Origin of the sequence: Selenomonas sputigena ATCC 35185 (genome assembly GCF_000208405.1) — a bacterium.
GTDB lineage: Bacteria > Bacillota > Negativicutes > Selenomonadales > Selenomonadaceae > Selenomonas > Selenomonas sputigena.
Genome location: NC_015437.1, coordinates 1,345,089 through 1,368,114, shown reverse-complemented (window position 1 = coordinate 1,368,114; position 23,026 = coordinate 1,345,089). Strand labels below are relative to the sequence as shown.

The 23,026-nt window shown below is 61.1% G+C and carries 14 protein-coding genes; all 14 read left to right on the top strand.

The genetic code is table 11. From position 1 onward, the window contains the following. The first annotated feature begins 3 nt into the window (after positions 1-3). The 14 genes from SELSP_RS06110 (at position 4) to addA (ending at position 22,997) form a co-directional block, all read left to right on the top strand. Positions 4-1,950, top strand: a complete 1,947-nt coding sequence (locus SELSP_RS06110) for a VWA domain-containing protein (RefSeq protein WP_013740811.1) — start codon at positions 4-6, stop codon at positions 1,948-1,950. Between the two features lie 27 nt (positions 1,951-1,977). Continuing rightward, on the top strand, positions 1,978-3,090 hold the full coding sequence (locus SELSP_RS06105; RefSeq protein ID WP_013740810.1) for an adenosylcobinamide amidohydrolase: 1,113 nt from the start codon (positions 1,978-1,980) through the stop codon (positions 3,088-3,090). Positions 3,091-3,117: 27 nt separating this feature from the next. Further along, positions 3,118-6,810 carry a cobaltochelatase subunit CobN gene (cobN, locus tag SELSP_RS06100; protein WP_006192282.1) on the top strand — a complete coding sequence of 1,231 codons (3,693 nt, stop codon included), beginning with the start codon at positions 3,118-3,120 and terminating at the stop codon, positions 6,808-6,810. After that, positions 6,803-7,804, top strand: a complete 1,002-nt coding sequence (locus SELSP_RS06095) for an ABC transporter substrate-binding protein (RefSeq protein ID WP_013740809.1) — start codon at positions 6,803-6,805, stop codon at positions 7,802-7,804. The genes cobN and SELSP_RS06095 overlap by 8 nt, the downstream gene beginning before the upstream one ends. Before the next feature lie 26 nt (positions 7,805-7,830). After that, positions 7,831-8,643 (top strand): nucleotide-binding protein, encoded by an 813-nt coding sequence (locus SELSP_RS06090; protein ID WP_006192285.1) that lies wholly within the window; start codon positions 7,831-7,833, stop codon positions 8,641-8,643. Beyond that, complete coding sequence (locus tag SELSP_RS06085; protein ID WP_013740808.1) at positions 8,633-9,934, top strand: nitrogenase component 1; 1,302 nt, start codon at positions 8,633-8,635, stop codon at positions 9,932-9,934. The genes SELSP_RS06090 and SELSP_RS06085 overlap by 11 nt, the downstream gene beginning before the upstream one ends. Continuing rightward, positions 9,927-11,201, top strand: a complete 1,275-nt coding sequence (locus SELSP_RS06080; RefSeq protein ID WP_006192289.1) for a nitrogenase component 1 — start codon at positions 9,927-9,929, stop codon at positions 11,199-11,201. Before SELSP_RS06085 ends, SELSP_RS06080 begins: the two co-directional genes overlap by 8 nt. Before the next feature lie 106 nt (positions 11,202-11,307). Then, entirely contained in the window at positions 11,308-12,141 is an 834-nt protein-coding gene (locus SELSP_RS06075) for an ABC transporter ATP-binding protein (protein WP_006192292.1), read from the top strand. Continuing rightward, positions 12,138-13,178 carry a FecCD family ABC transporter permease gene (locus SELSP_RS06070; RefSeq protein ID WP_006192293.1) on the top strand — a complete coding sequence of 347 codons (1,041 nt, stop codon included), beginning with the start codon at positions 12,138-12,140 and terminating at the stop codon, positions 13,176-13,178. The genes SELSP_RS06075 and SELSP_RS06070 overlap by 4 nt, the downstream gene beginning before the upstream one ends. 103 nt (positions 13,179-13,281) lie before the next feature. Next, on the top strand, positions 13,282-13,728 hold the full coding sequence (locus SELSP_RS06065; protein ID WP_006192295.1) for an Hsp20 family protein: 447 nt from the start codon (positions 13,282-13,284) through the stop codon (positions 13,726-13,728). A gap of 202 nt (positions 13,729-13,930) precedes the next feature. After that, positions 13,931-14,719: a CheR family methyltransferase gene (locus tag SELSP_RS06060; protein ID WP_006192297.1), complete on the top strand. Its 789-nt coding sequence runs from the start codon at positions 13,931-13,933 to the stop codon at positions 14,717-14,719. A gap of 36 nt (positions 14,720-14,755) precedes the next feature. After that, the gene (locus tag SELSP_RS06055) at positions 14,756-15,724 is read left to right on the top strand and encodes a phenylacetate--CoA ligase family protein (protein ID WP_006192299.1); all 969 of its coding nucleotides are present in this window, start codon (positions 14,756-14,758) and stop codon (positions 15,722-15,724) included. A gap of 86 nt (positions 15,725-15,810) precedes the next feature. Continuing rightward, entirely contained in the window at positions 15,811-19,245 is a 3,435-nt protein-coding gene (gene addB, locus SELSP_RS06050; RefSeq protein WP_013740806.1) for a helicase-exonuclease AddAB subunit AddB, read from the top strand. Continuing rightward, positions 19,242-22,997, top strand: coding sequence for a helicase-exonuclease AddAB subunit AddA (addA, locus tag SELSP_RS06045; protein WP_006192302.1), 3,756 nt, complete (start codon positions 19,242-19,244; stop codon positions 22,995-22,997). The genes addB and addA overlap by 4 nt, the downstream gene beginning before the upstream one ends. Positions 22,998-23,026: the final 29 nt, after the last annotated feature.

The following is a 23,026-nucleotide window of genomic DNA, read 5'->3' as shown; positions in this document are numbered from 1 at the left end:
GGCATGGAATATCCGCGCTATCCGTTTACCGCTGTCGTCGGTCAGGAGCAGGCAAAGAAGGCGCTTCTTCTCGCGCTCGTGAATCCGCGCACGGGCGGCTTGCTCATTTCAGGCAATCGCGGCACGGCGAAATCCGTCCTTGTGCGTGCGGCAGCGCCGTTCACGCCGACAGGGAGTCTCGTCGAACTGCCGCTTGGCGCGACGGACGATATGGTCTTCGGCAGCCTCGATGTGGATGCGGCACTGCGGAACGGCGAGCGTCGTCTGCGCCATGGACTCCTGCATCGCGCGGCGCATACGCTCATTTACATGGACGAGGTGAATCTCCTGCGCGAGGAGGTCTTGAAGTCTGTCTTAGAGAGCGCGTCGGCGGGGATGTTTTCCTTGGAGCGCGACGGCGTATCGGCGGTCGAGGAGATAAGCTGTCTGCCTGTCGGGACGATGGATCCTGCAGAAGGCGTGCTCTCGCCCGTGCTGCTCGACAGCTTCGGCATGTTCGCGGCGATGGATGATGTGGAAGAGACGGAGCAGCGTACTGAGATCGCGCGGCGCGTGCTCGCTTTTGAGCGTGCGCCAAAAGCTTTCTGCCGCGCGTATGCGCAGCAGGAAGCCGAGCTGCAGCAGAAGGCGGCACGAGCGCGAGAGATGCTTCCTGCTGTGGAAGTTTCCCGTGCCATCCTGCATCTCGCTGCGCAGTACGCCGCACGTGCCCTTTGCGTGGGAAATCGCGCCGAAATCTATCTCGTGGAAGCGGCGCGCGCCTTGGCGGCGCTCGCCGGGCGCATCTATGTGATGCCGCAGGACATTGAGGAAGCGGCGCTCTTCGTGCTCGCGCATCGCATGAGCCGAAAAAAGGAGCAGCGCGAAGAGAGCAGCAGACGGCAGAGAGAGCCACAGGAATCGCAAGCTGAGCCGCAGGAAGAGTCGGAAGATGAGGCGGATGATGCGCCGCAGGAGGAGCGCCCGGACGATGTTTTGACGAGAGATGCGACGGGCGGCGAATCGAAAGAGCAGGAAGATGATAGAGGAGAATCGCAGGAAAAAGAGGCGCAGGCCGACGAGGAGCAGGCGTCGCCTGCGGATGGCGATTCGGGCGGCGAAGATAGAGATGAGACGCACTCCATAGAAGCGGTTATGGCGCGGCTTTCTCTCCTGCGCGAAACGGTGTGCGTGAGGAAGGGCAAGAGCGGCAGACGAGCCATCGTGCAGCTTGACGTGCCGGCGGGACGTCCTTGGCGCACATCGCTGCCGCGCACCGGACGGCGCATCGACCTCGCCTTTGCCGCTACGCTTCGCGCGGCGGCGCCCTATCAGCGCCAGCGGCATGGCGAGCAGGCCGTCGTCATACGCGCTGAGGATCTGCGCGTGTGGATTCGGGCGCGTCGTGCCTCTGCGAACATCCTCTTCCTTGTCGATGCGAGCGGCTCCATGGGCGCGAAGGAGCGCATGAAGATGGTGAAGGGCGCGGTGCTCGCCCTCCTGCGCGAAGCGTACCAAAAGCGTGACCGCGTGGGACTGATCGCCTTTCGCCGCACGAGCGCCGAGACGCTCTTGCCGATGACGCGAAGCGTGGAACTGGCGGAAAAGGCGCTGCGTTCTTTGCCGACGGGCGGCAAGACGCCGCTCGCGGAAGGACTTGCCGCCGCGCTCAAGATGATGGATGAGCTCAGTCGCAAGGAAGGCGCGGAGACGGTGCTCGTGCTCGTGACAGACGGCAGGACGAATGTTTCTGCAGCGGGGAAGGCGAAGGAGGAGGCGCTGCGCGCAGCGGAGGAGATCGCGCGAAGAGACGCGCACTGCATCGTGCTCGATACGGAGAAGAACTTTCCGAAGGTGGGACTGGCGCCTGAGATTGCGCAGCGCATGAATGCCGGCTACGCCACGCTGGAGCGCCTTTGTGCCGAAGGCGTATTGGAAGTCGTGCGGCGTTTTCGCGATATGCAAGAGTGATGGTGCGTGATGGAGGGGCAAGAGCAGATGGAATTGGCAAGACTGACGACGGGCGACGTCGCTTATCACTATGACAAGAGCATCGTTTTGGTTTTCAGCGGGCGGCGCAAGGTACTCAGCACTTCGCTTTACAACGGCGGCTACCATGAGGATTTCGAAGCGGTGTTCAACCGCGATATGACGCAGGGATCGGGAATGCCCTGCGAATCCTTTGCACCGACGTACGTCGAGAGCATGAAGATCGTGGCGGAGCGGCTCGGTCTTGCACCGGAATTGACCTCGGGCATGGGTACGGCGGCGCACATGGAAAACGCCTCCATCGTGTCGCGAAGCTACAAGGAACTGACCGTGACGGCGATCGTAACGGGCGGCGTGGAAACGAACGGCGGGCGCGTCGGCGATCCTGCGTCTTACTACAAGACGGCGGAGAAGAAATGCGGCACGATCAACATCATGCTCGTCATCGACGCCGATCTGCCGCCCGGAATTCTTGCGCGTGCTCTCGTGACCTGCACGGAGGCGAAGACGGCGGCGCTGCAGGAACTCATGGCGCCGAGCCGCTATTCCACAGGACTCGCCACGGGTTCGGGCACGGATCAGACGATCGTCGTCGCCAACAGCGAATCGCCGCTCTTCTTCGAGGGTGCGGGCAAACATTCCAAGCTCGGCGAGCTCATCGGTCTCGCCGTCATGGCGGCAGTCAAGGAAGCGCTCAAAAGGCAGTCGGGTCTTACGCCCGCGCAGCAGCACGACCTGCTGCGCCGCCTGCGCCGCTTCGGCGTCACGGAAGAAGCGCTGTGGCAGCGATATAAGGAAGAGGCGGGCGCAAATGCCTTAATCAAGGCGCAATTCATCGCAGCTTTGGAAAAAATGACCGCTGTGCCGGCGCTCTTCCCCTTGGGCGTGCTCTTTATCCATCTCTATGATGAGCATCTTTGGGGACTGCTGGAAAAGGAGGAGACTTGGGAAGCAGCCGAAAAACTGCTGAAAGAGATGGCGGCAGCGCTTCGCCTGAAGACGCAGGAGGGCATGCTCATGCAGGAAGATTATATGGAGTCCCTTGCGATGCTTCTCGTGCGTGCCGTCGTCGAGCGTGCGGCTCGGGCAGTTTCGGAGGAAACGGATGCAGATGATGCATGAAGCAGTGAACACGAGAGGTGCAGCAAAATGAAGATCGCAGTCTATACGAATATTCAGCGCGTCTTTGCGCTCGTCCATCGCGTGCAGGAAGCGTGCGTGTCGGCAGTTCCCTCGCTGGCGATGGCTGTCCGCCTAGCGGATGGCATGGATTCGTGGCGCGAGGCGCAGGAGAAGGCCGATGTCACACTGTTCCTGTGGATGGGCACAGGGCTGGACAATCCCTTCCTGCAGCAGGCGTCGCGCACTTTACAGAAGAGCCGTGCGCCGCATTTGATTCTCGTGGACAATGCCGAGCATGACAAGGTCAGCTATGGCTTCTCGGCAGAGGAAATCGCTCTCGCCTGGCAGTATTTCCGCTACGACGGCGAGGAGAATATGAAAAACTTTCTGCTGCATCTTGCCAAAAAGTTCGGGCTTTCCGCTGAGCCGGAGCCGCCGCGCACGCTGCCTTGGCACGGCATATACCATCCCGATTGGCATGGCGATTGCCAGGACATTGAGGGATATCGTGCCGCGCATTGCCGTGACGGCCGGCGGACGATCGGCGTCATCTTCTATCGTTCGGAATGGATCGCGGGGGACTTCACCTATCACACGGCATTGATTCGTGCGATAGAGGCGCAGGGACTCAATGCCGTCGCGGTCTTCTCCAATTCCTATCGCGACGAGCGCGTGGAGTCGCCGACGCTCTTCGACGCCATGAAGCGATACTTCTGCTGCGAAGGGGAGACCGTCGTCGACGCAATTATCACGACGATGAAGTTTTCCATCAAGGCGGGCGGCACGCGCATCGAAGATCTCTATGCGCTCGGCGTGCCGCTTCTTGAAGCGTATACGGTGCTTGCGCCCAAGGAAGAATGGGAAAGGTCGCCTGCGGGACTCGACCCGATGGAGGTGTCCTTCAGCGTCTGTATGCCGGAGTTCGACGGCGTCCTTCATGCCGTGCCGATTGCGGCGAAGGTGCTCGATGAGACGGGAACGCCTCGCTATGCGCCGCTTGAGGAGCGTATGGAGCGTCTGGCGCGAAAGGCGAAGAAGTGGGCGAATCTGCGCCATAAGGCGAACGAGGAGAAGAAGATAGCCATCGTCTTTCACAACTATCCGCCGACGAATGCGAATATCGGCAGTGCGGCGGGGCTTGACTCGCCAGAGAGCGTGCGCCGCCTCCTCGCGAGAATGCGTGAGGCGGGCTATCGCGTCGATTTCGTGCCGGAGAGCAGCCAAGAGCTCATGGATATTCTTACGAATCACGCGACGAATGACCGCCGCTTCATGAGTGAAGAGCGGGTAAAGAATGCCGACGGACAGCTTACGGCGGCGCAGTATGAAAGATTCTTCAAGGCGCTGCCGCAAAAGGTCAAGGAACATCTGAGGAAGGATTGGGGCGAAGCGCCGGGCGAGGTGTTCAACTACGACGGCACGCTGCTCGTGCCCGGCACGCTCAACGGCAATATCTTTCTCACGGTGCAGCCGCTGCGCGGCTTCGGCGAGGATCCGGGCAAGCTGCTGCATTCGCCCGACGCCGCGCCCACGCATCACTACATCGGCTTTTATCACTGGCTGCGCGATCTGTGGCAGGCGGACGCCGTCGTCCACGTCGGCACGCACGGCTCCTTGGAGTGGCTGCCTGGCAAGAGCACGGCGCTCTCGAACGAATGCTATCCCGACGTCTCGCTCGGTGATCTGCCCGACGTATATCCCTACTGGATCACGATTGTCGGCGAGGGCATACAGGCAAAAAGGCGCGGCGCAGCGTGCCTCATCAGCCATCTTTCGCCGCCGATGCAGCTCGCGGGCGCTTTCGACGAGCTGCAGGAGCTTGAGCAGGCGCTCGACGAGTACGTTCATTTCCGTGCGGCTCAGCCTGACAATCTGGCAGTGGTACAAGAAATCGTGCGCGAGAAGGCGGCGCTCTGCCATTTCGAGGATTCCATCGAGGAAGGCGAGGATTTCGACGCCTATGTCGCTGCTCTGCACAATTATGTGACGGACATCAAGAACATGCAGATCCGCACGGGACTTCATATCCTCGGGCAAGTTCCGGAAGCTGAAAAACTCTTGGATCTCGTGCTCGCGCTCGTGCGCGTCGAGCATGGCGGCGAGCCGTCACTCCTGCGTCTCATCGCCAAGGAAGAGGGCTACGATTACGAAGAGCTTTTGGAGCACAGCGAACGCATGACGGAGGACGGCATGACGTACGGCAGAAAGCTCGATGCGATGGAAGACGTCATGCGCCTGCTTCTCGTGCGTATCGCCGCGCGCGCCTACATGCCGCAGGCAGCGAGAGAAGTGTTGGCTTTGGAACCGTTCGCCTCGTACAGTGCGGCAGGCAGGGAAGGACTTCTGGCGGCGCTCGGCGAAGTTACGGAGAAGATCGTGCCGCGCCTTCTGCGCACGGAGGAGGAGCTGACGGGCACGCTCCGCGCCCTTTCGGGCGGATACATCGAGCCGGGGCCGGCGGGAGCGCCGACGACGAACGGCGCAGACGTCCTTCCGACAGGACGCAACTTCTACGGACTCGATCCGCGCTGTCTGCCGACGCCCGCGGCGTGGGAGTACGGCAAGGAACTGGGCGATGCGCTCGTCGAGCAGTATATCAGCGAGGAGGGACGCTACCCAGAGGCGGTCGGCATCGTCTTCTGGGCAGGCTCAAACATGCGCAGTCATGGACAGTGCATAGCCGAGCTGTTCTACCTCATGGGCGTGCGCCCCGTCTGGCAGAGACCGTCGCAGCGCGTCGTCGGGCTTGAGGTCATCCCTCTCGCCAAGCTCAAGCGGCCGCGCATCGACGTGACGGCGCGCATCAGCGGTCTCTTCCGCGATGCCGTGCCGAACGCCATCCGCTGGGTCGACGAGGCTGTGAAGCTTGCAGCAGCGCAGGATGAGAGCGCAGATGAAAATTTCGTGCGCAAGCACATCCTCGCGGACACGGCATGGCTCGAAGAGCAGGGCGAAGAGCATACTCTCGCTTGGGAACGCGCCTCGTGCCGTATCTTCGGCGACCCGCCGGGCGCTTACGGCGCGGGCGTCGGCGACCTTTTGGAGTCGAAGGCATGGCAGACGCTCGACGATCTTGCGGCTGTCTACACGCGCTTTTCGGGCACGGCTTACGGTGCGGACGGCATGGCGCGCGGCTACGATCCCGAGCTTTTCCAGCGGCGCATGAAGGAGCTTGATGTCACGGTCAAGAACGAGGACACGCGCGAGACGCACATGTTCAGCTCGGACGATTATAACGCCTACCACGGCGGCATGATCGCCACCGTGCGTGCGCTCACGGGCAAGGCGCCGCGCTCTTACAGCGGCGATACAAGCGACCGTCAGCGCATCGTCGTGCGCACCGTCGCCGCAGAAGCCGAGCGGCTGTTCCGCGGCGAGGCGATGAATCCAAAATTCATCGAGGGCATGAAAGAGCATGGCTACAAGGGAGCTTCCGACCTTGCGAATTATCTCGCGCACAGCTATCAATGGGATGCGACGAGCGCCGTCATGGAGGATTGGATGTACGAAGGATATGCGCGCAAGTATGTGCTCGATGCGTCGATGCAGGAGTGGCTGCAGGAGGTCAACCCCTGGGCGCTGCACCGCATGGCGGAAACGCTGCTAGAGGCGGAGCAGCGCGGCTTGTGGAAAGCGCGTGAGGAGACGAAGGAGGAATTGCGCGAGCTGTTCCTCTCCATCGAGGGCGATTTGGAAGAGAGGGCGGAACAAATTGTATAAGACAAAGAAGTATCCGCGATTTGCCGCAGTTGTCGCATGCTCCGTGCTCCTTTTTGCGCTCTTTCTGACGGGCTGCATGGGCGAAAAGGAGGAGGCGTCGAGTGCGTACCGTGTGACCGATGCGGAGGGAACTGTTGTCGAGATTCCGCATAAGCCCCGGCGCATCTTGACGATCAGCGCGGGCACGGACGAAATGATGCTCGGTCTTGTCGAGCCGGAGCGCATGGCGGCAGTCAATGACTCGCTCGCGGACGAGAAGCATACGAATGTGCCGTGGGTGCGCGGGAAAATTCCCACGGTCATCACGCGCAGTCCGTCTGTCGAGCAGGTCGCCGCGCTCTCGCCCGACCTCATCATCGTCACGCCGTGGCTCTCGCGCGAAAACGCCGACGCCATGCGCGATCTTGGCGTGCCGGTCGTCGTCTGCCGCGCGGCGGCGACTATGGAGGACATCCATGCCAACATCCGCCTCTTTGCAGCAGCCGTCGATGAAAAGGAGCGTGGCGAACGACTGATCGCGAAGATGGAGGAAAAGCTCGCGGAGATCGAAGAGAAGATGAAGGATGTTCCCGAGGAAAAGAAGCACAAGAGCATCGCGCTCATTTCCATCATGCCCAACTACGGCGGCGCCGGCTGCACCTTCGATGAGCTTTGCAGCCATACGGCGTCGATCAATGCAAAGGCTGCCGCAGGTAACCGCATGGGGCAGGAGATGACGAAGGAGCAGATCGTCGCGGCGAATCCCGACTACCTTTTTTTGCCGAGTTATGAGGACGCGGAAACGCGTGAAGAGAATTACGGCAGGCAGTACATGGAAGATCCGTCTCTTCAGCAGATGACAGCCGTGCGGGAAAAGCAGATCGGTCATCCGTGGGCGCGTTACGTCTACAATCTTTCACAGAACATCGTCTTCGGCGTGCAGGAAACGGCATGGATTCTTTACGGCGACGCTTTTCGCCAGTCACGGCAGGAATTTCTCTCGGCGGTGGAGTAAAGATGTAAAGAAAGGGGGCCGCAAGCTTGAAGAAGATTGCGTTTTACGGCAAGGGCGGCATCGGCAAATCGACGACTGCCGCCAATGTATCGGCGGCGTTTTCGCGCGGGGGAAAGAAGGTCTGTCAGATCGGCTGCGACCCGAAGAACGATTCGACGCGGCTTCTCCTGGGGCGTATCGCGCCGCTCACTGTGCTCGATGCAGAGCGCAGCAAGAAGGGCGCGGCGCTCTCTCTTGCAGAAATCGCGCACGAGGGGTGGAACGGTGTGCGCTGCATTGAGGCGGGCGGCCCTGAGCCAGGCGTCGGCTGCGCGGGGCGCGGCATCATCGTGGCGCTCGAAAGGCTCAAGGCGCTCCATGCATTTGACGATGTCGATGTCGCCATCTACGATGTACTCGGCGACGTCGTCTGCGGCGGCTTCGCCGTGCCGATACGAGAAGGCTATGCCGAGGAAATCTACATCGTTTCCTCGGGGGAGCTCATGTCGCTCTACGCGGCGAACAACATCGCCAAGGGCGTGCGCCGCTTCGCTGCGCGAGGCGTCGTGAAGCTCGGCGGCATCATCGGCAACGGGCGCGATGTCACACGCGAGAAGGAGCTTTTGGAAGCCTTTGCCGCACGCCTCGGCACAAAGCTCATCGCCTACATCCCGCGCTCTGTCGCCGTACACGAGGCGGAGATCCATCGGCAGACGCTCATCGCCTACGCGCCGGATTCCGCACAGGCGAAGGTTTACGAAGAACTTGCGGCGGCGATTGAGGGAAATAAAAACCTAGTCATCCCCAAGCCGATGGCGTTTGAAGAGTTGGAAGATCTGGTGGAAAGCTATGGGAACTGAAGCGAAACGTGTGGTGATGCGCCGCACGAATTGCAGCTGCAGTATGCCGGGCGTCTGGCGTGCGCTTTCCTTCGTGCGCGGCGCTCTCGTCATCTTCCACAGCCCGCGTCCGTGCGCTCACATCGCCCACGGCATGGATGTGGGAAGTTTCCATCGCCTTCGTGCGGCGGGAACGAAGGTGCGCCTCTCGCCTGTGCCGCTTCTGACAAGCTCGTTGTCGGATGCAGAGGCGATTTTTGGCGGCGAGGATTGTCTGCGCGAGTGCATACGCTTCGCCGCAGAAAAATATCAGCCGCAAGCGATATTTATCGCCAATTCCTGTGTGAGCGGCGTCATCGGCGACGATACGTGCGCCGTGGCTGAGGAGATGGAGCAAGAGCTTGGCCTGCCCGTCAGCGCCGTCTCGGCGCACGGCTTTCTTGACGGCGAGTATTATGCAGGCTACCTTGACGCTGCACGCGTGCTCGTCGATCGCTTCATGAAGCCGGCAGAGCGCCGTGCGGGAAGCGTCGTGCTGCTCGGCGACTGCGGCGGCGTCCACGGCGAGTACGTGAAGGAATTGTGCCGCTTGCTCGGGATTCTTTCCCTGCGCGTCGAGGGGCAGTTTCCGTCGTATCTCGCCCTGTCTGAGATGGATGTCGTGCCGGCAGCGGAGCTTCTCATCGTGCTCGGGCGGCGAAGCGACGAGAAGCAGGCGCTTCTCGTCGACTTGGCGCGGCACATTCATGAGCGTTTCGGCACGCCGTACCTTGCCGATGTCTATGCGGTCGGCTCGGAGGAAACGAAGGAGTGGCTGCGTGCGGTCGGCAGGCTTTGCGGCAGGGAAAGGGAAGCGGAAGAAGCGATTCGCGCGGAAGAAGCGGCGTTTCAACGCGCCGTGGACGAGGTGCGGCCGACCCTCGCAGAAAGGCGCGTGACATTCGCCATCGGGCGCGACCTCGACTGGTTTCAGCCGAAGATCATCATGCGCCTTCTGAAGAAGGCGGGCGTAGAACTGGCGGGCGTCGTCCTCCTTGATTCGTTCCTGCCCGGACGGCGCGAGGTCATGGAAGAAGAGGTCGCGCGTCTGACGGATGCGCCGATCGCCCATGAGGGAAGCCGCGAGGCGGAGGCGCTTTTCAAAGCGGCGGATTTCGTCCTGACGACGCACGAGCTTACCGACGCAAGGCTGCGGCAGATCTTCCTCGCGCTCATGCCATCCGTCGGCTGGTCGATGGAAAAGAAGCTCCTGCGCGATATGGTTCATATCGTCTGTCGTCACGAAAGCCGGGGAGGTCTGATCTATGGCTGAGCAGGAAAGGCGTTTCGATGATGTCTGCGCTTGGACGGACAGCTGTGCGCTCGCGGGCGCGATGGCATTTTTTGCCGCCTGGCAAGACGCCGCCGTCATCGTCAACGGCCCCATGTGGTGCCATTACTTCGCGCTGCGCCACGTCGAGCATGGCGTGAGCGATGCCGTGCGACGCATAGGCTGCACGCAGCTCGACAACGATGCCATCGTCTTCGGCGCGGAGGACTATCTGCTGGAAGCCCTGCAGCCCTATATCGCTGAGCCGCCGCGCCTTTTGGCCATCGTCAGCAGCTGCGCCGCAGGACTGATCGGCGATGATGTAGCCGCCATCGCGCGGTCGGCGGGCATTGCAGCGCCTGTCGTCGCCGTCGACAGCAGCGGCCTTGCGGGCAGCTTCGCCGCAGGCTGGAGCAAGGCTGCATGTGCGGCAATCGAAGCGCTTCTGCCCGAGAAGAAGGAGGAGAAGCCGCATGGCGTGAACCTTCTCGGCATGACGGCTAGCTACTGCAACGGGGCGAACGACGCGCGAGAACTTTTGCGTCTTTTGCATTTGGCGGGCTATGAGGTGAACGCCGTCCTCGGCTGCGGCGAGACGGCGGAGGAGCTGCAGCATCTGCCTGCCGCCGCGCTCAACATCGTCGTGCACAGGGAGTTGGGACTCGCTCCGGCAGAGATGCTCGCGGAGCGCAGCGGCACGCCCTTTGTCGCACCGCTGCCGCCTTACGGCAGGGCGGGCACGCGGCATTGGCTCGAAGAGATCGCAGGCGCTTTGCCCGCGCCGCGCGAAAAGGAGGTACAGGAAGAACTTTCGCGTGTGGAAAAGGAAGATTTTCTGCGCCTGAACGAAATAAAGAGCATGTGGGGCGAGCTTTGGTTCGACGAGGCGCTCGTGCGTGCGCCATCCTCCATGGCCTGGGGGTTGGCAAGAGCCTTGCGCACGGAGTGGGCGGACGTGCGCTGCCTCGCTGTGGCGGCGGAGGCAGCGGAAGCGGCAGATGCCACTGGGATCGCCGACGAGGTTTTTTCTGAAACGCGTACGGCGGAGCTGGCGCAGTTCCTCACCTCCATGAAGAACGGGCTGCTGTTCGCGAGCAGCAACGAAGCGGCGCAGGTCGCGCCGCAGCACGCGCAGTTCCTGCCCGTCGCCAGTCCTGTGCTCGACCGCATTCAGCTGACGGATGCGCCGTTCATGGGACTGCGCGGCTCGCGCTTCATCGAGGAGCAGCTCTGGAACGGTCACATTCTGCGACGACAATGGATGTTATAGATGTCATAAAGGAAACACGGATAAATAAAGTCGCCCGAATGCCTGAAGATAGGCAACTGGATTTATCCGTGCTTTCCGAGCAAAGGAGCGGTGGAATTTGCAGGAAATGATACGGGTTGCGGGCCTTTATGCGGGCTATGAGCGGCAGGTGATCTTGGAGAACGTCTCGTTCGGCATTGCAGCGGGCGAGATGGTCGGTCTCATTGGGCCGAACGGCGCGGGCAAGAGCACGCTTTTGAAGACGATGCGCGGCATCTTGGCGCCGCTCGCGGGCGAGATCTCTGTCATGGGACAGAGAATCGGCGATTTGCCGGCGAAGGAGTTTGCGAAGAGCGCCGCTTATCTGCAGCAGCATCTGGAGATGACGTTCGATTACTCGGCGCGCGAGGTCGTGCTCTCGGGGCGCTATCCGTATCTCTCGTGGTGGCGGCAGGAGCAGGCGCACGATATCGCCATCGCTGAGGCGTGCATGGCGTACACGGGCGTCGCGGAACTGGCGGAGAAGCCGCTTCAGGCCATGTCGGGCGGACAGCGCCAGCGCGTGCTGCTCGCCAAGGTGCTCGCGCAGCAGACGCCCGTGCTCTTTCTCGATGAGCCGGCAACGGGACTGGACATCATCTATCAGGAGGAAATCTTCCGTTTTTGCCGCGAACTTTGTGCCGCGGGCAAGACCGTCGTGCTCGTCGCGCATGAGCTTTCCCTCGCCGCACGCTTCTGCTCGCGCCTCCTGCTCATCGGGCGCGGTGCGCTCCTTGCCGACGGTCTGCCGCGCGAGGTGCTGACGGCAGAGCTTCTGACACGCGCCTACGGTGCGCCCATCAAAGTCGTGGAGAATCCGCTGACGAATCATGCTGAGGTCTTCACGGAGGCGGAGAAGGGTGCAGGCAGGAAATCACATCTCCTGCAGGTCATCTTGGGAAGGGAGGAGGCAGCGTCGTGAAAAAGAATTACGAGAAGAGAAGCCTCTTCTTTTGGCTTCTTCTGCCGTGCCTCGTCGGCTTCGCCGTCGTCCTGTCGATGAGCTCAGGGCAGTACGACATCTCAATGGAGTGCGTGCTCGCAGCTTTCTCCCATGCGGCGGGTCTGCCATTCTTTTCCGATGTCACGGTTACGCCCGAGCAGGAGGCGGTGCTCTGGCACATCCGTCTGCCGCGCACGCTCGTCGGCCTCATGGTGGGGGCGGGGCTGGGCATCTCCGGTGCAGTGCTGCAGGGCATCTTCAGCAACCCGCTCGCCGATCCCGGCATCATCGGCGTATCGAGCGGCGCTTCCGTCGGAGCTGTGCTCGCCATCGCGCTCGGCGTCTCCGCTGTCAGCGTCTTTTCGCTGCCTGCTTTCGCCTTCACGGGCTCCATGCTCGCCGTGGGGCTTACCGTGTCGCTTTCCATGCGCCACGGGCGCATTCCTGTCATGACGCTCCTGCTCTCGGGCGTCGTCGTCGGCATGTTCCTCGGCGCGTGCACGGCGGCGATTCTCACGGTCATGAACGAGCAGAAGATGCAGCAGTACCTTTTCTGGACGATCGGCGGCCTCGACTATCGCCGCTGGGATCATGTCCTTCTGGGAATCGCGCCGATCAGCGGCGGCGTCTTCCTCATGCTGCTCCTCTCACGCCATCTGAACCTCCTCGCATTCGGCGAGGTCGAGGCGCGTGCCGCAGGCATGCCCGTGACCTTCTTCCGCCTGCTCTTTCTGGCGCTCGCGTCGCTGACGACGGCGGCGGGCGTCTGCATCAGCGGCAACATCGGTTTCGTCGGACTCGTCGTGCCGCACATGATGCGCCTCCTGATCGGCCCTGACCATCGGAAGCTGCTGCCTGCAAGCCTCCTGGCCGGCGGCATATTCCTCGTCGTCTGCGACTCCTTGGGGCGCATCCTGCTTCAAGGCATGGAGATCCGCGTGGGCATCATGACGGCATTTATCGGTACGCCGTACTTTCTCTATCTGCTGCGCCGCCACATGAAGCTGACCTCTTGATTTTTCCCTCGACAACCTTGTCCGTCGCTTGAATTTTTTAGCAAAACACCGTATAATATAAGAAATGAGAATAGGACGTGAGTGTTGATCGGAGGGAAACGTCATGATTCGCAGCATACCTTTCAATTTCCGAAACAATGCGGAGAAGACGCGCGATACGGTGGAGCGCGTGGTGGACTTCATCATGGAGCAGCCGCTCAATCCCATTGGCAAGGTGACGGGGGCGCTCGCTTCTTTTCGCTGCGACATCCTCGATGAAGAAAATTACTATGAGATTGAAGCAGAACTGCCCGGCGTCCTCAAGGAAGACGTCTCTCTGACCTACGAGGACGACAAGTATCTGACGATTGCCGTGGAAGTTCCTGAGCGCGAGAACCACTTGAAGTATCTGATGCGCGAGCGCCGCACGGGTCGCTTCGAGCGTTCCTTCGCCGTCGACGGCATCAAGTGGGAGGAAAGTGCGGCTTCGATGGAGAATGGCATCCTCAAGGTTGTCCTGCCGAAGCTCGGCGTTGAGGACATCAAAAAGAACAGCATAGAGATCAAGTAGGCTGAGGGTCATCATGGGCTGCTGCTCAGTGCAGCAGCCTTTTAGCGCGTTCATGAGAAAAACAGGATTCTTTCCCTTTGTGTAGAATTAAAAAGAGTAAGGTGTGTCATCTCGCTTTGAAAAGCGGCTTGGCACTTTTCGCAGAACGAAACGAGAGGCGGCGGCGTACGCGATGTCCCCGCCGGCAGGAGGTAAAAGGAATATGTTGGACGATCAGGATTGGGGCGCATTCAAGCGGAAGCTCAAGGCGAAGACGGAGATCGACCTTGATCTCTACAAGGAGCCGCAGATGAAGCGGCGTATCGGCAGTCTTGTGACGCGCAAGGGCTACGATTCGTATACGAAGTATTTCGATATGGCGACGCAGGACAAGACGGAGTTTGACGCCTTCATCGAATATCTGACGATCAACGTCTCGGAGTTCTTCCGCACGCCGGAGAAGTTCTCGAAGCTTGAGACGGACGTCATTCCCGATTTGTTGACGCGCTCGCCCAAGCTCAATATCTGGAGCGCGGGCTGCTCCATTGGCGCTGAGCCGTATTCTCTGGCGATGATCTTGAAAGAGATGACGCCGGGCAAACAACATCGCATCCTCGCGACGGATCTCGACGTCGAGATCATTGCCAAGGCGAAGAGGGGCGTCTACACGGACAACGAGCTCAAGTGTGTCGAGAATCCGCGCCTCAATAAATATTTCACGAAGGGAAGCGACGGTACGTTTGCCGTGCATGAGGACATCAAGAAGCTCATCGAGTTCAAGCGTCACAACCTTTTGAAGGATCCCTTTGAGACGGGCTTCGATCTGATTCTCTGCCGCAACGTTGTCATCTATTTCACGGAGGAAGCGAAGTTCGACCTCTACACGAACTTCTTCCGCGCACTGAAGCCCGGAGGCATCCTCTTCGTCGGCGCGACGGAGGCAATTTTGAATTTCCGCAAGATCGGCTACACAAGTTACCAGCCTTTCTTTTATCAGAGACCGCTGGCGTGAGCGAGGCGGCATCTTTGAGGAAAGGGGGCGGGGCAGGTGTTTGCAAACGAGAAGATCGAGTGCATGAGCCGTGATGATTTGCGGGATTTGCAGCTTGTGCGCCTGAAGAAGGCGGTCTCTTGGGCGAGTGAGAAGAGCGCCTTTTATCGCACGAAGTTTGCAAACGGCTGCGCGTCGCAGATTGAGAAGCTGGAAGACATCGAGAAATTGCCGTTCACTTCTCTGCCCGACATTCTCGCGACATCGCCGTTCGATTTCCTCACGCTTCCCTTGAGCGGTGTCCTGCGCATCAGCTGCCGCAATCATACGGGCGCTGTCGTCAAGATGTATACGAACGGCGACATTGCGAGAAACGTCGACATGCTGACGCGTGCTCTCGCAGCGACGGGCGTCCATCGCGCTTCTGTCGTCGGCATTCTCGGCGACATGTCGGACGGACGGCTGCTCGATTTGCAGATGGCGGCGGAGGTGATCGGCGCGACGACCGTGCTGCTCGGCGAGGACATGCAGTCGGCGGTCGAACTCGTGCGCCTGACGGGTATGGATACGCTCTTGGCGAGCCAGCCGCTCGTCATGCAGCTCATCGTGCACGCGCAGATGAAAAACATCGAGCCGTCGACCTTGCCCATAAAGACGGTCGTCTGTCTGAACGAGGCGATCTCGAATCCGATGAGACGCCATATCTCGGATCGGCTGCAGACTGAGGTGCATGACCTCTTCGCTTCGACGGAGCTGGGAACGGCGGGTCTTTTCTATCCGTGCGGCAAGGGGCAGGGGCATCATGTGCAGGAGGATTACTGCTACACGGAGCTCATTGAGTTCAGCGGCGCGAAAGTCATTCACGAGCCGGGACGCATGGGTGAGCTTGTCGTCACGATGCTCGCTGCAGAGGCGATGCCGCTCATACGCTACCGCACGGGGCAGGCGGTCATGCGGCTCGACGAGCCGTGCGGCTGCGGACGTGCCTTCGTGCGCCTTGCGACGCCGTTCGGCTTGACGCGCTGAGTCGTTTGTATGACAAAAATGCCGCGGGCATCTTTTATGCCGCGCGGCATTTTTCTTTGGCACGAATGGGAAACGAGGGAGAAGATATGATCGAGTTCATCTTGGGGCGTGCGGGAACGGGAAAGACGCACGCCTGCCTCTCCAGCATGGCGGAGCGCATGAAGGCAAAGCCTATGGGCAGCGCCCTCGTGCTTCTCCTGCCCGAACATGCGACGTATCGCGCAGAGCGCCGCCTCGCCGCCATGATGGCGGGTGCGGGCGAGGGATTCGTGCGCGGTCTCGTGTTCGGCTTCAAGCGCTTTGCGCGTCATGTGCTGCAGGAGACGGGCGGCGCGGCAGCCGCACGCATCACGAGCGTGGGCAAACGGTTGCTGCTGAAGCGCATCCTCGCCGAAGAAGGCGAGAGCCTGCAGGCATTCGCGCGTGCGGCGAAGCAGCGCGGTTTCACGCAGACGCTGGAAAGAGCCATGGAGGAGATGCGCAGCTACGGCATCGACGGCGACGCCCTGCTGCAGGCGCAACCAGCGCTCGCTGACGACGATCTGTGCCGGAAGCTCGCGGATCTCGCGCTCATCTACAGCCGCTACAGAGAGAAGATGGCGGGGCGCTACAACGATACGGGCGACATGCTCGACGCGCTTGCCGAGAAGATTCCTTCCTCGCGCCTTTTGGAGGGGGCGGAGGTATGGGTTGACGGCTTCTCCTTCTTCAACCCGCAGGAGAGAAAGATTCTTGCGGCGCTCTTCCAAAAGGCGAAGAATGTGCATATCACGCTGACGTTCGATCCGACGGACGAGGCGGCCATGCAGCGCGAGGGCAGTCTCTTCTATCGGCAGGCGCAGACCTTGCAGCAGCTGCGGCGATTGGCGCAGGAGATGCAGATTCCCGTGCGCGTGCGCAGCTTGGAGGAGAGGCGGCGCTTTCAAAGCGATGCGCTCGCCGCCATCGAGCGCACGGCGTTTTCCTTCCCTCTCGTACCGCAGGCAGGGGCGGCGGGCGTCGCGCTCGTCGAGGCGGCGACGAGGCGGCTGGAAATGGAGGCGGCGGCTGCTGACATCGTGCGCCTGTGCCGCGAGAAGGGACTGCGCTGGCGCGACATCGCCATCTTGACGCGCGACGAGGCTGCCTATGGCGACATGCTCGCTCTGACGCTTGAGGACTGCGGCATCCCGTACTTTCGCGACAACAAGCGTGAGGGTGTCCATCATCCGCTCGCCGAGCTCGTGCGCTCGGCCTTCGAGGTGCTGCGCGGCTGGCGCTACGATGCCATGTTCCGCGCACTGAAGACGGGCTTTTTCAAAAAGACGCGCGGTCAGATCGACCTGCTTGAAAATTATGTGCTGGAATTCGGCATTCGCGGCTCGAGCTGGACGATGGAAGAGGATTGGCATTGGCATCGCCGCCGCAGTTTGGACGAGGAAGAAGAGGGCGCGACGCAGAAGGAAGCGGAGCGCCTCTGTCAGATCAATTCCTGCCGCCGCGCCGTGGCAGAGCCCCTGCAGGAGTTTGCAGCGCAGGTGAAGGCGGCGTCGACGGTGCGTGGCTACGCCGAGGCGCTTTATCGTCTGCTGCTCGCGCTCGACGTGCCGCAGACGTTGGAGCGGTGGGCGGACGAGGCCGAGAAGGCGGGTCGCCTCGCTGAGTCGCGTGAGCATCGTCAAATCTGGGACGACGTCATCTCCCTGTTGGAACAGATGGCAGAGACGAGCGGCGACGAGACGATCAAGGTGCGCGAATTTGAGGACGTCTTGGGCGACGGGCTTGATGCCCTGCAGATTTCCTTGATTCCGCCGGGACTCGACTATGTGACCGTCGCTGACTTCGACCAGAACAGCGTCGAAAATGCACGCGCCATCTACATTCTCGGCGCGAACGAGGGCGTCATGCCGCGCCGCAGCCAGGAGAAGGGGCTGCTCTCCGATGCTGACCGGCTGCATTTGAAGGAGGCCGGGCTGGAGCTTCCGCAAGGCTCCGTCGAGGGAAGTTTCAACGAGAGATTCCTGCTCTACAAAGGATTCACGGAAGCGCGTGACTATCTGTGGGTTTCCTATGCTCTCGCCGATACGGAGGGAAAGGCTCTCCTGCCCGCCTCTCTGCTCGGGCAGATCCGCACCGTCCTGCCTGCCGTCTCTTTGCAGACCGTTCCGTTGGAGGGGGCGGAGCGCCGCCTCTTTGCGGGCGGTCGTCAGGCGGTGACGGCTCTGGCGGCGGCGCTGCGCAGCTACCGCGAGAAGGGGACGCTTGATCCTTTTTGGTGTGACGTCTACAACTGGGCGTTGGGGGAGAGAAAGATGAGCATTGTCCTGCAGAAAGTGCTGCAGGGCATATTTTCGCATGCTGCGGCGGAGCTTTTGCCCAAGGAGCTGGCGGCGGCGCTCTACACGAAGAATCGCCGTCTGCGCGGCAGCGTCACGCGCTTTGAGTCATTCCGCGCCTGTCCCTTCCAGCACTTCGCACGCTATGGCCTGCATCTGGCGGAGCGCCCCGCGCATGGCTTTCGCACACTCGACCTCGGCGTGCTGCTTCATGCGGCTCTGCGCGAATTTGGCGAGCGGCTGAAAAAGGACGGCAGACGTTGGCGCGACGTAGGTGAAGAGGAGTGCGGCGAGATCCTGCATGAGATCCTTGGCCTGCTTGCGCCGCGGCTGCAGAATGAAATCCTCTTGAGCTCGAAGCAGTACGAGAATCTCCTCGTGCGCATCGAGGAGACGGCGAAAAAGGCGCTCGTGCGCCTCATCGAACTCGATGCGGCCAGCGAGTTCCGCCCCGTCGCCTTCGAGCGTTCCTTCGGACGCGGTGCGGGCAGCCTGCCGCCGCTGACGTATGCGCTCGCTGACGGCTCTTCGCTCGAAATCACCGGACAGATCGACCGCATCGACATGGACGAGGCGGGGCGCTACTTCCTCATTCTCGACTACAAGACGGGCGCGGCATACATCAACCTCGTCGAGGTGTACTACGGTCTGAGGCTGCAGCTTCTGACCTATCTGCTCGTCGCCAGAAATTTCCTCGCGCACACCGAGGAAAAGGAACTTCTGCCCGCAGCGATGCTCTACTGCTTCTTGAAGAATCCGCTCGTCACAGCGCCCCATCGCATCGATGAGGCAGAGGCGAAGAAGCTTCTGCAGGGGCAGCTCAAGATGCCCGGCTGGGTGCTCGCGGACGCCGACGTCATACGCGCACTCGACAGCACCTTCAGCTTCACGAAGGTCGCCTTGACGAAGAAAGGCGAGATCGACAAACGGAAGCTCGATTACGTCAAGACGGAAGAGGAGTTCGCCATCCTGCTCGACTACATCGCCTACATTCTCAAGGATACGGGAAGGCAGATCCTCTCGGGCGAGGTGCGCGCCCTGCCGTACCGCCTCAAGGACAGGACGGCATGCCGCTTCTGCCCGTACATCGCCGTCTGCGGCTTCGACCCGCTCGTGCCGGGCTTTTCCTATCGGTGGCTACAAAGCCACGAGGATGCGGAATTGATGGACAGCATGGAATTGAAAGGACAGGAGGATGCCGAATGAGCGACGCACGCAAATGGTCTGCGGCACAGCTACGGGCGATCGAGGAAAGGGGCAAGAATCTGCTCGTCGCGGCGGCCGCCGGATCGGGCAAGACCTCGGTGCTCGTCGAGCGCATCATCCGCCGCATCCTGCAAGGGGAGACGGACGTCGATCGCCTTCTCGTCGTCACCTTCACGAACGCCGCTGCCGCCGAGATGCGCGAGCGCATCGAAGCGGCTCTCGCGCAGGAAATCGCCAAGGGCACGGCGTCGCCGAAGCTTGAGCGCCAGCTGGCGCTCCTTTCCAACGCCTCGATTTCGACGCTTCACGCCTTCTGCCAGAACGTCATTCGGCGCAACTTTTCCGTCATCGACCTCGATCCGAAGTTTCGTCTTGCAAACGAGCAGGAGAGGCGTCTGTTGCAGCAGAATGCGCTCGAAGAAGTCTTTGAAAAAAAGTATGACGAAGCACAAGAGGATTTCCTTTCCTTTGCCGCCGCTTACGGTACGGAGCACGGCGATGAAGCTCTCTATGCCATGGTATTGCGCCTCTATGCCTTTTCGTGCAGTCAGCCCTTTCCCTCGCGCTGGCTCGATTCGCTCGCTGAGAGCTTCGACCTCGCAGAGCAGCAGCGTCTTCTCGATACGCCGTGGGCGCAGTCCGTGCTCGCGCAGATTTCTTTTGAGCTTGCTGCCGGTCTCGCCGCTATTGAGCGGCTCGTCGAGAAGGCGGCGGCGCTCGGCTATGAGACGTGCCATGCTGCATTGGAGGGGGACGAGAAAATCCTTAAAGACCTGCTCGACGCCTTGGCGGCAAGGGATTGGGAAGGACTGCGCCAGGCGTTCTCTTCGTATGCTCATGCGAGGATGAGCTTCCCAAAAGGCATGGACGAGGAGGAAAAGGAGGAGGCGAAGCGTCTCTTTACGCAGCCGCGCGATCGCGTGAAACAGCGTCTCAAAAAACTCAGGGAGACGTATTTTCATGCGACGGAAGAGGAGCTTCTCGACGATCTTCGCGCTCTTTCGGGCATGGCTCATGCCATCGTCGATGTCGTCAAGGATTTCACCGCCTCTTTTCAGGCGGCGAAGAAGGAGCGCGGCGTCGTCGATTTCAACGACTTGGAGCATTTCGCGCTCGCCGTCCTCTGCGACAAGGATGCATCGGAGGGAGAGCTTCGCCCCTCGGCGCAGGCGCTCGCCCTGCGCGAGAAGTATGAGGAAGTCATGGTTGACGAGTATCAGGACACGAACGGCGTGCAGGAGGCGATTCTCTCCCTCGTCGCGCGTGATGACAACCTCTTTGCCGTCGGCGACGTCAAGCAGAGCATCTATCGCTTTCGTCTTGCCGACCCGCAGCTCTTCCTCAAGAAGCAGCGCGAGTATCCGACCTTGGGCGAGAAGTATGCACGCATCGACCTCTCGGAGAACTACCGCAGCCGCGCGGGCGTGCTTGCGGCTGTGAACTGGATCTTCTCGCAGCTCATGACGCCCGAGGCGATGGAGCTTACATACGACGATGCCGCGGCACTGCACTTTGCGGCGCTCTATCCTGAAGATTCGCCAAAGAGCCTTGCGGGTGCGGTTGAGCTGCATATCATTGAGAGTGACGCCGAATCGTCTGTTGAGCCTGAGGAAGAGGACGAGGAAAAGGCGGAAACTTCGGCTGTGGCAGATGGCGGTGCAGAGACGCCGGAGGGAGAAGAGGAAGAAGAGCTCAAGGGTTTCGCTCTGGAGGCGGCGTTCATCGCACGGCGCGTGCGCGAGCTGATGGAAAGCGGCGCTCTCGTCGCCGACAAGGACGGCTATCGTCCGCTGCGTTGGCGTGACATCGTGATCCTCCTGCGTGCTGTGCGCACCAAGGCGGACATTCTCCTCGAAACGCTGCGCGATGCCGACATCCCCGCGTATGCGACGCTCGATGCCGGCTATTTCCAGGCGACGGAGGTGCGCGTCGTGCTCGCCGTGCTCGCCGTCATCGACAATGCGCGTCAGGACGTGCCGCTCGCGGCGGCGCTCTGCTCGCCGATCGTCGGACTGTCGGTCAGCGAGTTGGCGGAGCTTCGGCTCGCCGCGCTCGAAGAGGACATCTTCGGCGCGCTCCTCGTCGTCAATGACCCTGCAGCGAAATTCTCTGCATCTTTGCGTGAAAAGGTCGACGCCTTCCTGCGGCTTCTCAAAGGTTGGCGCGACCTCGTGCGGCGCGTCAGCGTGCCCGAACTCATCTGGCAGATTTACCGTGACACGGGCTACTACGACTACGTCGGCGGCATGGCGGGCGGGCTTCTTCGCCAAGCGAACCTGCGCATGCTCGCAGACCGCGCACGCGACTATGAAGAGACGAACTTTCGCGGACTCTTCCGCTTCCTGCGCTTTATTGAGAAGATGCAGCAGATGGAAACCGACCTCTCCGCCGCACGCACGCTCGGCGAAGGAGAGGACGTCGTACGCATCATGACGATTCATAAGAGCAAGGGCCTGGAATTTCCCGTCGTCATCGTCGCGGGACTCGGCTCGAAATTCAACATGCAAGACGCTTCGCAAGACCTCCTCATGCACCGTGAACTGGGGCTTGGACTCTACCGCACGGAACGCGAGAAGTCGCTTCGCTACTCGACGTTTGCGCGGGAGGCGGTCGCCGAGCGCATCAAGCGCGAGAGCAAGGCGGAGGAACTGCGCGTCCTCTATGTGGCGATGACGCGTGCGAGGGAAAAGCTCATCCTCGTCGGCTCGACGAAGAAGCTTGCTGCGTGCGCAGAGGGCTGGTGCAGTTTCGTCACGCAGACGGAGCGTGCGCTTCCCGCCCATGCGGCGCTTGCGGCAAACTCCTTCCTCGACTGGCTCGGCATGACCGTCGCACGCCATGCGGACGGCGCACCCCTTCGGGAGAAGGCCGCGCTCCTCGAAAAGCGCGTTGCGCCCGAAGGCGAGGACGACTCGCGCTGGCAGGTGGAAATCGTGCCGGCCTCTGCTGTCGCGAGCGTCAGCGCCGCCGTCGCCGAAGACAACGAATTGTTCGAGAAACTGCGCAGGGGAGAGCCTTTGGAAGCGAGCGAGGAGAAGGACGATGTCGAGCAGATGCTCGCTTGGCAGTACGCGCCGCACGGCGTCGATAACGTGCCGGCGAAGCTCTCCGTCACGGAACTCAAGCGCCGCTTCTCCGTCGAAGATGCGGCGGAGGAGAAGGCCTATATACCGTTGAAAGAAGTGCACGGCAGTTCCAAGAATGTATTCAAACGCCCCGATTTCATGCAGGAAAAGGCGGGACTTTCTGCGGCGGAATACGGCACGCTTATGCACGCAGTATTGCAGCATATCGACCTCGCGGGAGACACTGGCCGTGAGGGTCTGGAAAAGCAGCTGGCGAATATGGTGGAAAAGGAGCTGCTTCTGCCCGAACAGGCGAAAGCCGTCCGCCTCGACGCCGTCGCATCCTTCCTGCAGTCGCCGCTCGGCACGCGCATGAAGAAGGCACGGCGCCTCTGGCACGAGCTTCCCTTCAGCCGCCGCCTCGAAGCGCACAGCTTCTATCCCGAGGCCGAACCCGAGGCGCGGATCTTCGTCCAGGGCGTCATCGACGTGCTCTTTGAAGATGAAGCCGGTGCACTCGTGCTCTTGGACTACAAGACGGACAAGAACACGCGTCCCGCAGCCGTGCGAGAGAAGTACCGCCTGCAGATCGAGATTTATACGGAAGCCGTGGAAGCAATTCTAGGCCGCAAGGTGGCGGAGCGCTGCCTCTACCTGCTGCAGGACGGCAGTGTCGTGCAGCTGTAGGGAAGAGGATGGCATCATGAAAGAAATGA

Bases quoted from the DNA above. Each gene is read 5' to 3' on its own strand.
- addB (WP_013740806.1), top strand. From the start codon at position 15,811: ATGATCGAGTTCATCTTGGGGCGTGCGGGAACGGGAAAGACGCACGCC.
- SELSP_RS06080 (WP_006192289.1), top strand. From the start codon at position 9,927: ATGGCTGAGCAGGAAAGGCGTTTCGATGATGTCTGCGCTTGGACGGAC.
- SELSP_RS06065 (WP_006192295.1), top strand. From the start codon at position 13,282: ATGATTCGCAGCATACCTTTCAATTTCCGAAACAATGCGGAGAAGACG.
- cobN (WP_006192282.1), top strand. From the start codon at position 3,118: ATGAAGATCGCAGTCTATACGAATATTCAGCGCGTCTTTGCGCTCGTC.
- SELSP_RS06075 (WP_006192292.1), top strand. From the start codon at position 11,308: ATGATACGGGTTGCGGGCCTTTATGCGGGCTATGAGCGGCAGGTGATC.
- SELSP_RS06110 (WP_013740811.1), top strand. From the start codon at position 4: ATGGAATATCCGCGCTATCCGTTTACCGCTGTCGTCGGTCAGGAGCAG.
- addA (WP_006192302.1), top strand. From the start codon at position 19,242: ATGAGCGACGCACGCAAATGGTCTGCGGCACAGCTACGGGCGATCGAG.
- SELSP_RS06105 (WP_013740810.1), top strand. From the start codon at position 1,978: ATGGAATTGGCAAGACTGACGACGGGCGACGTCGCTTATCACTATGAC.
- SELSP_RS06060 (WP_006192297.1), top strand. From the start codon at position 13,931: ATGTTGGACGATCAGGATTGGGGCGCATTCAAGCGGAAGCTCAAGGCG.
- SELSP_RS06085 (WP_013740808.1), top strand. From the start codon at position 8,633: ATGGGAACTGAAGCGAAACGTGTGGTGATGCGCCGCACGAATTGCAGC.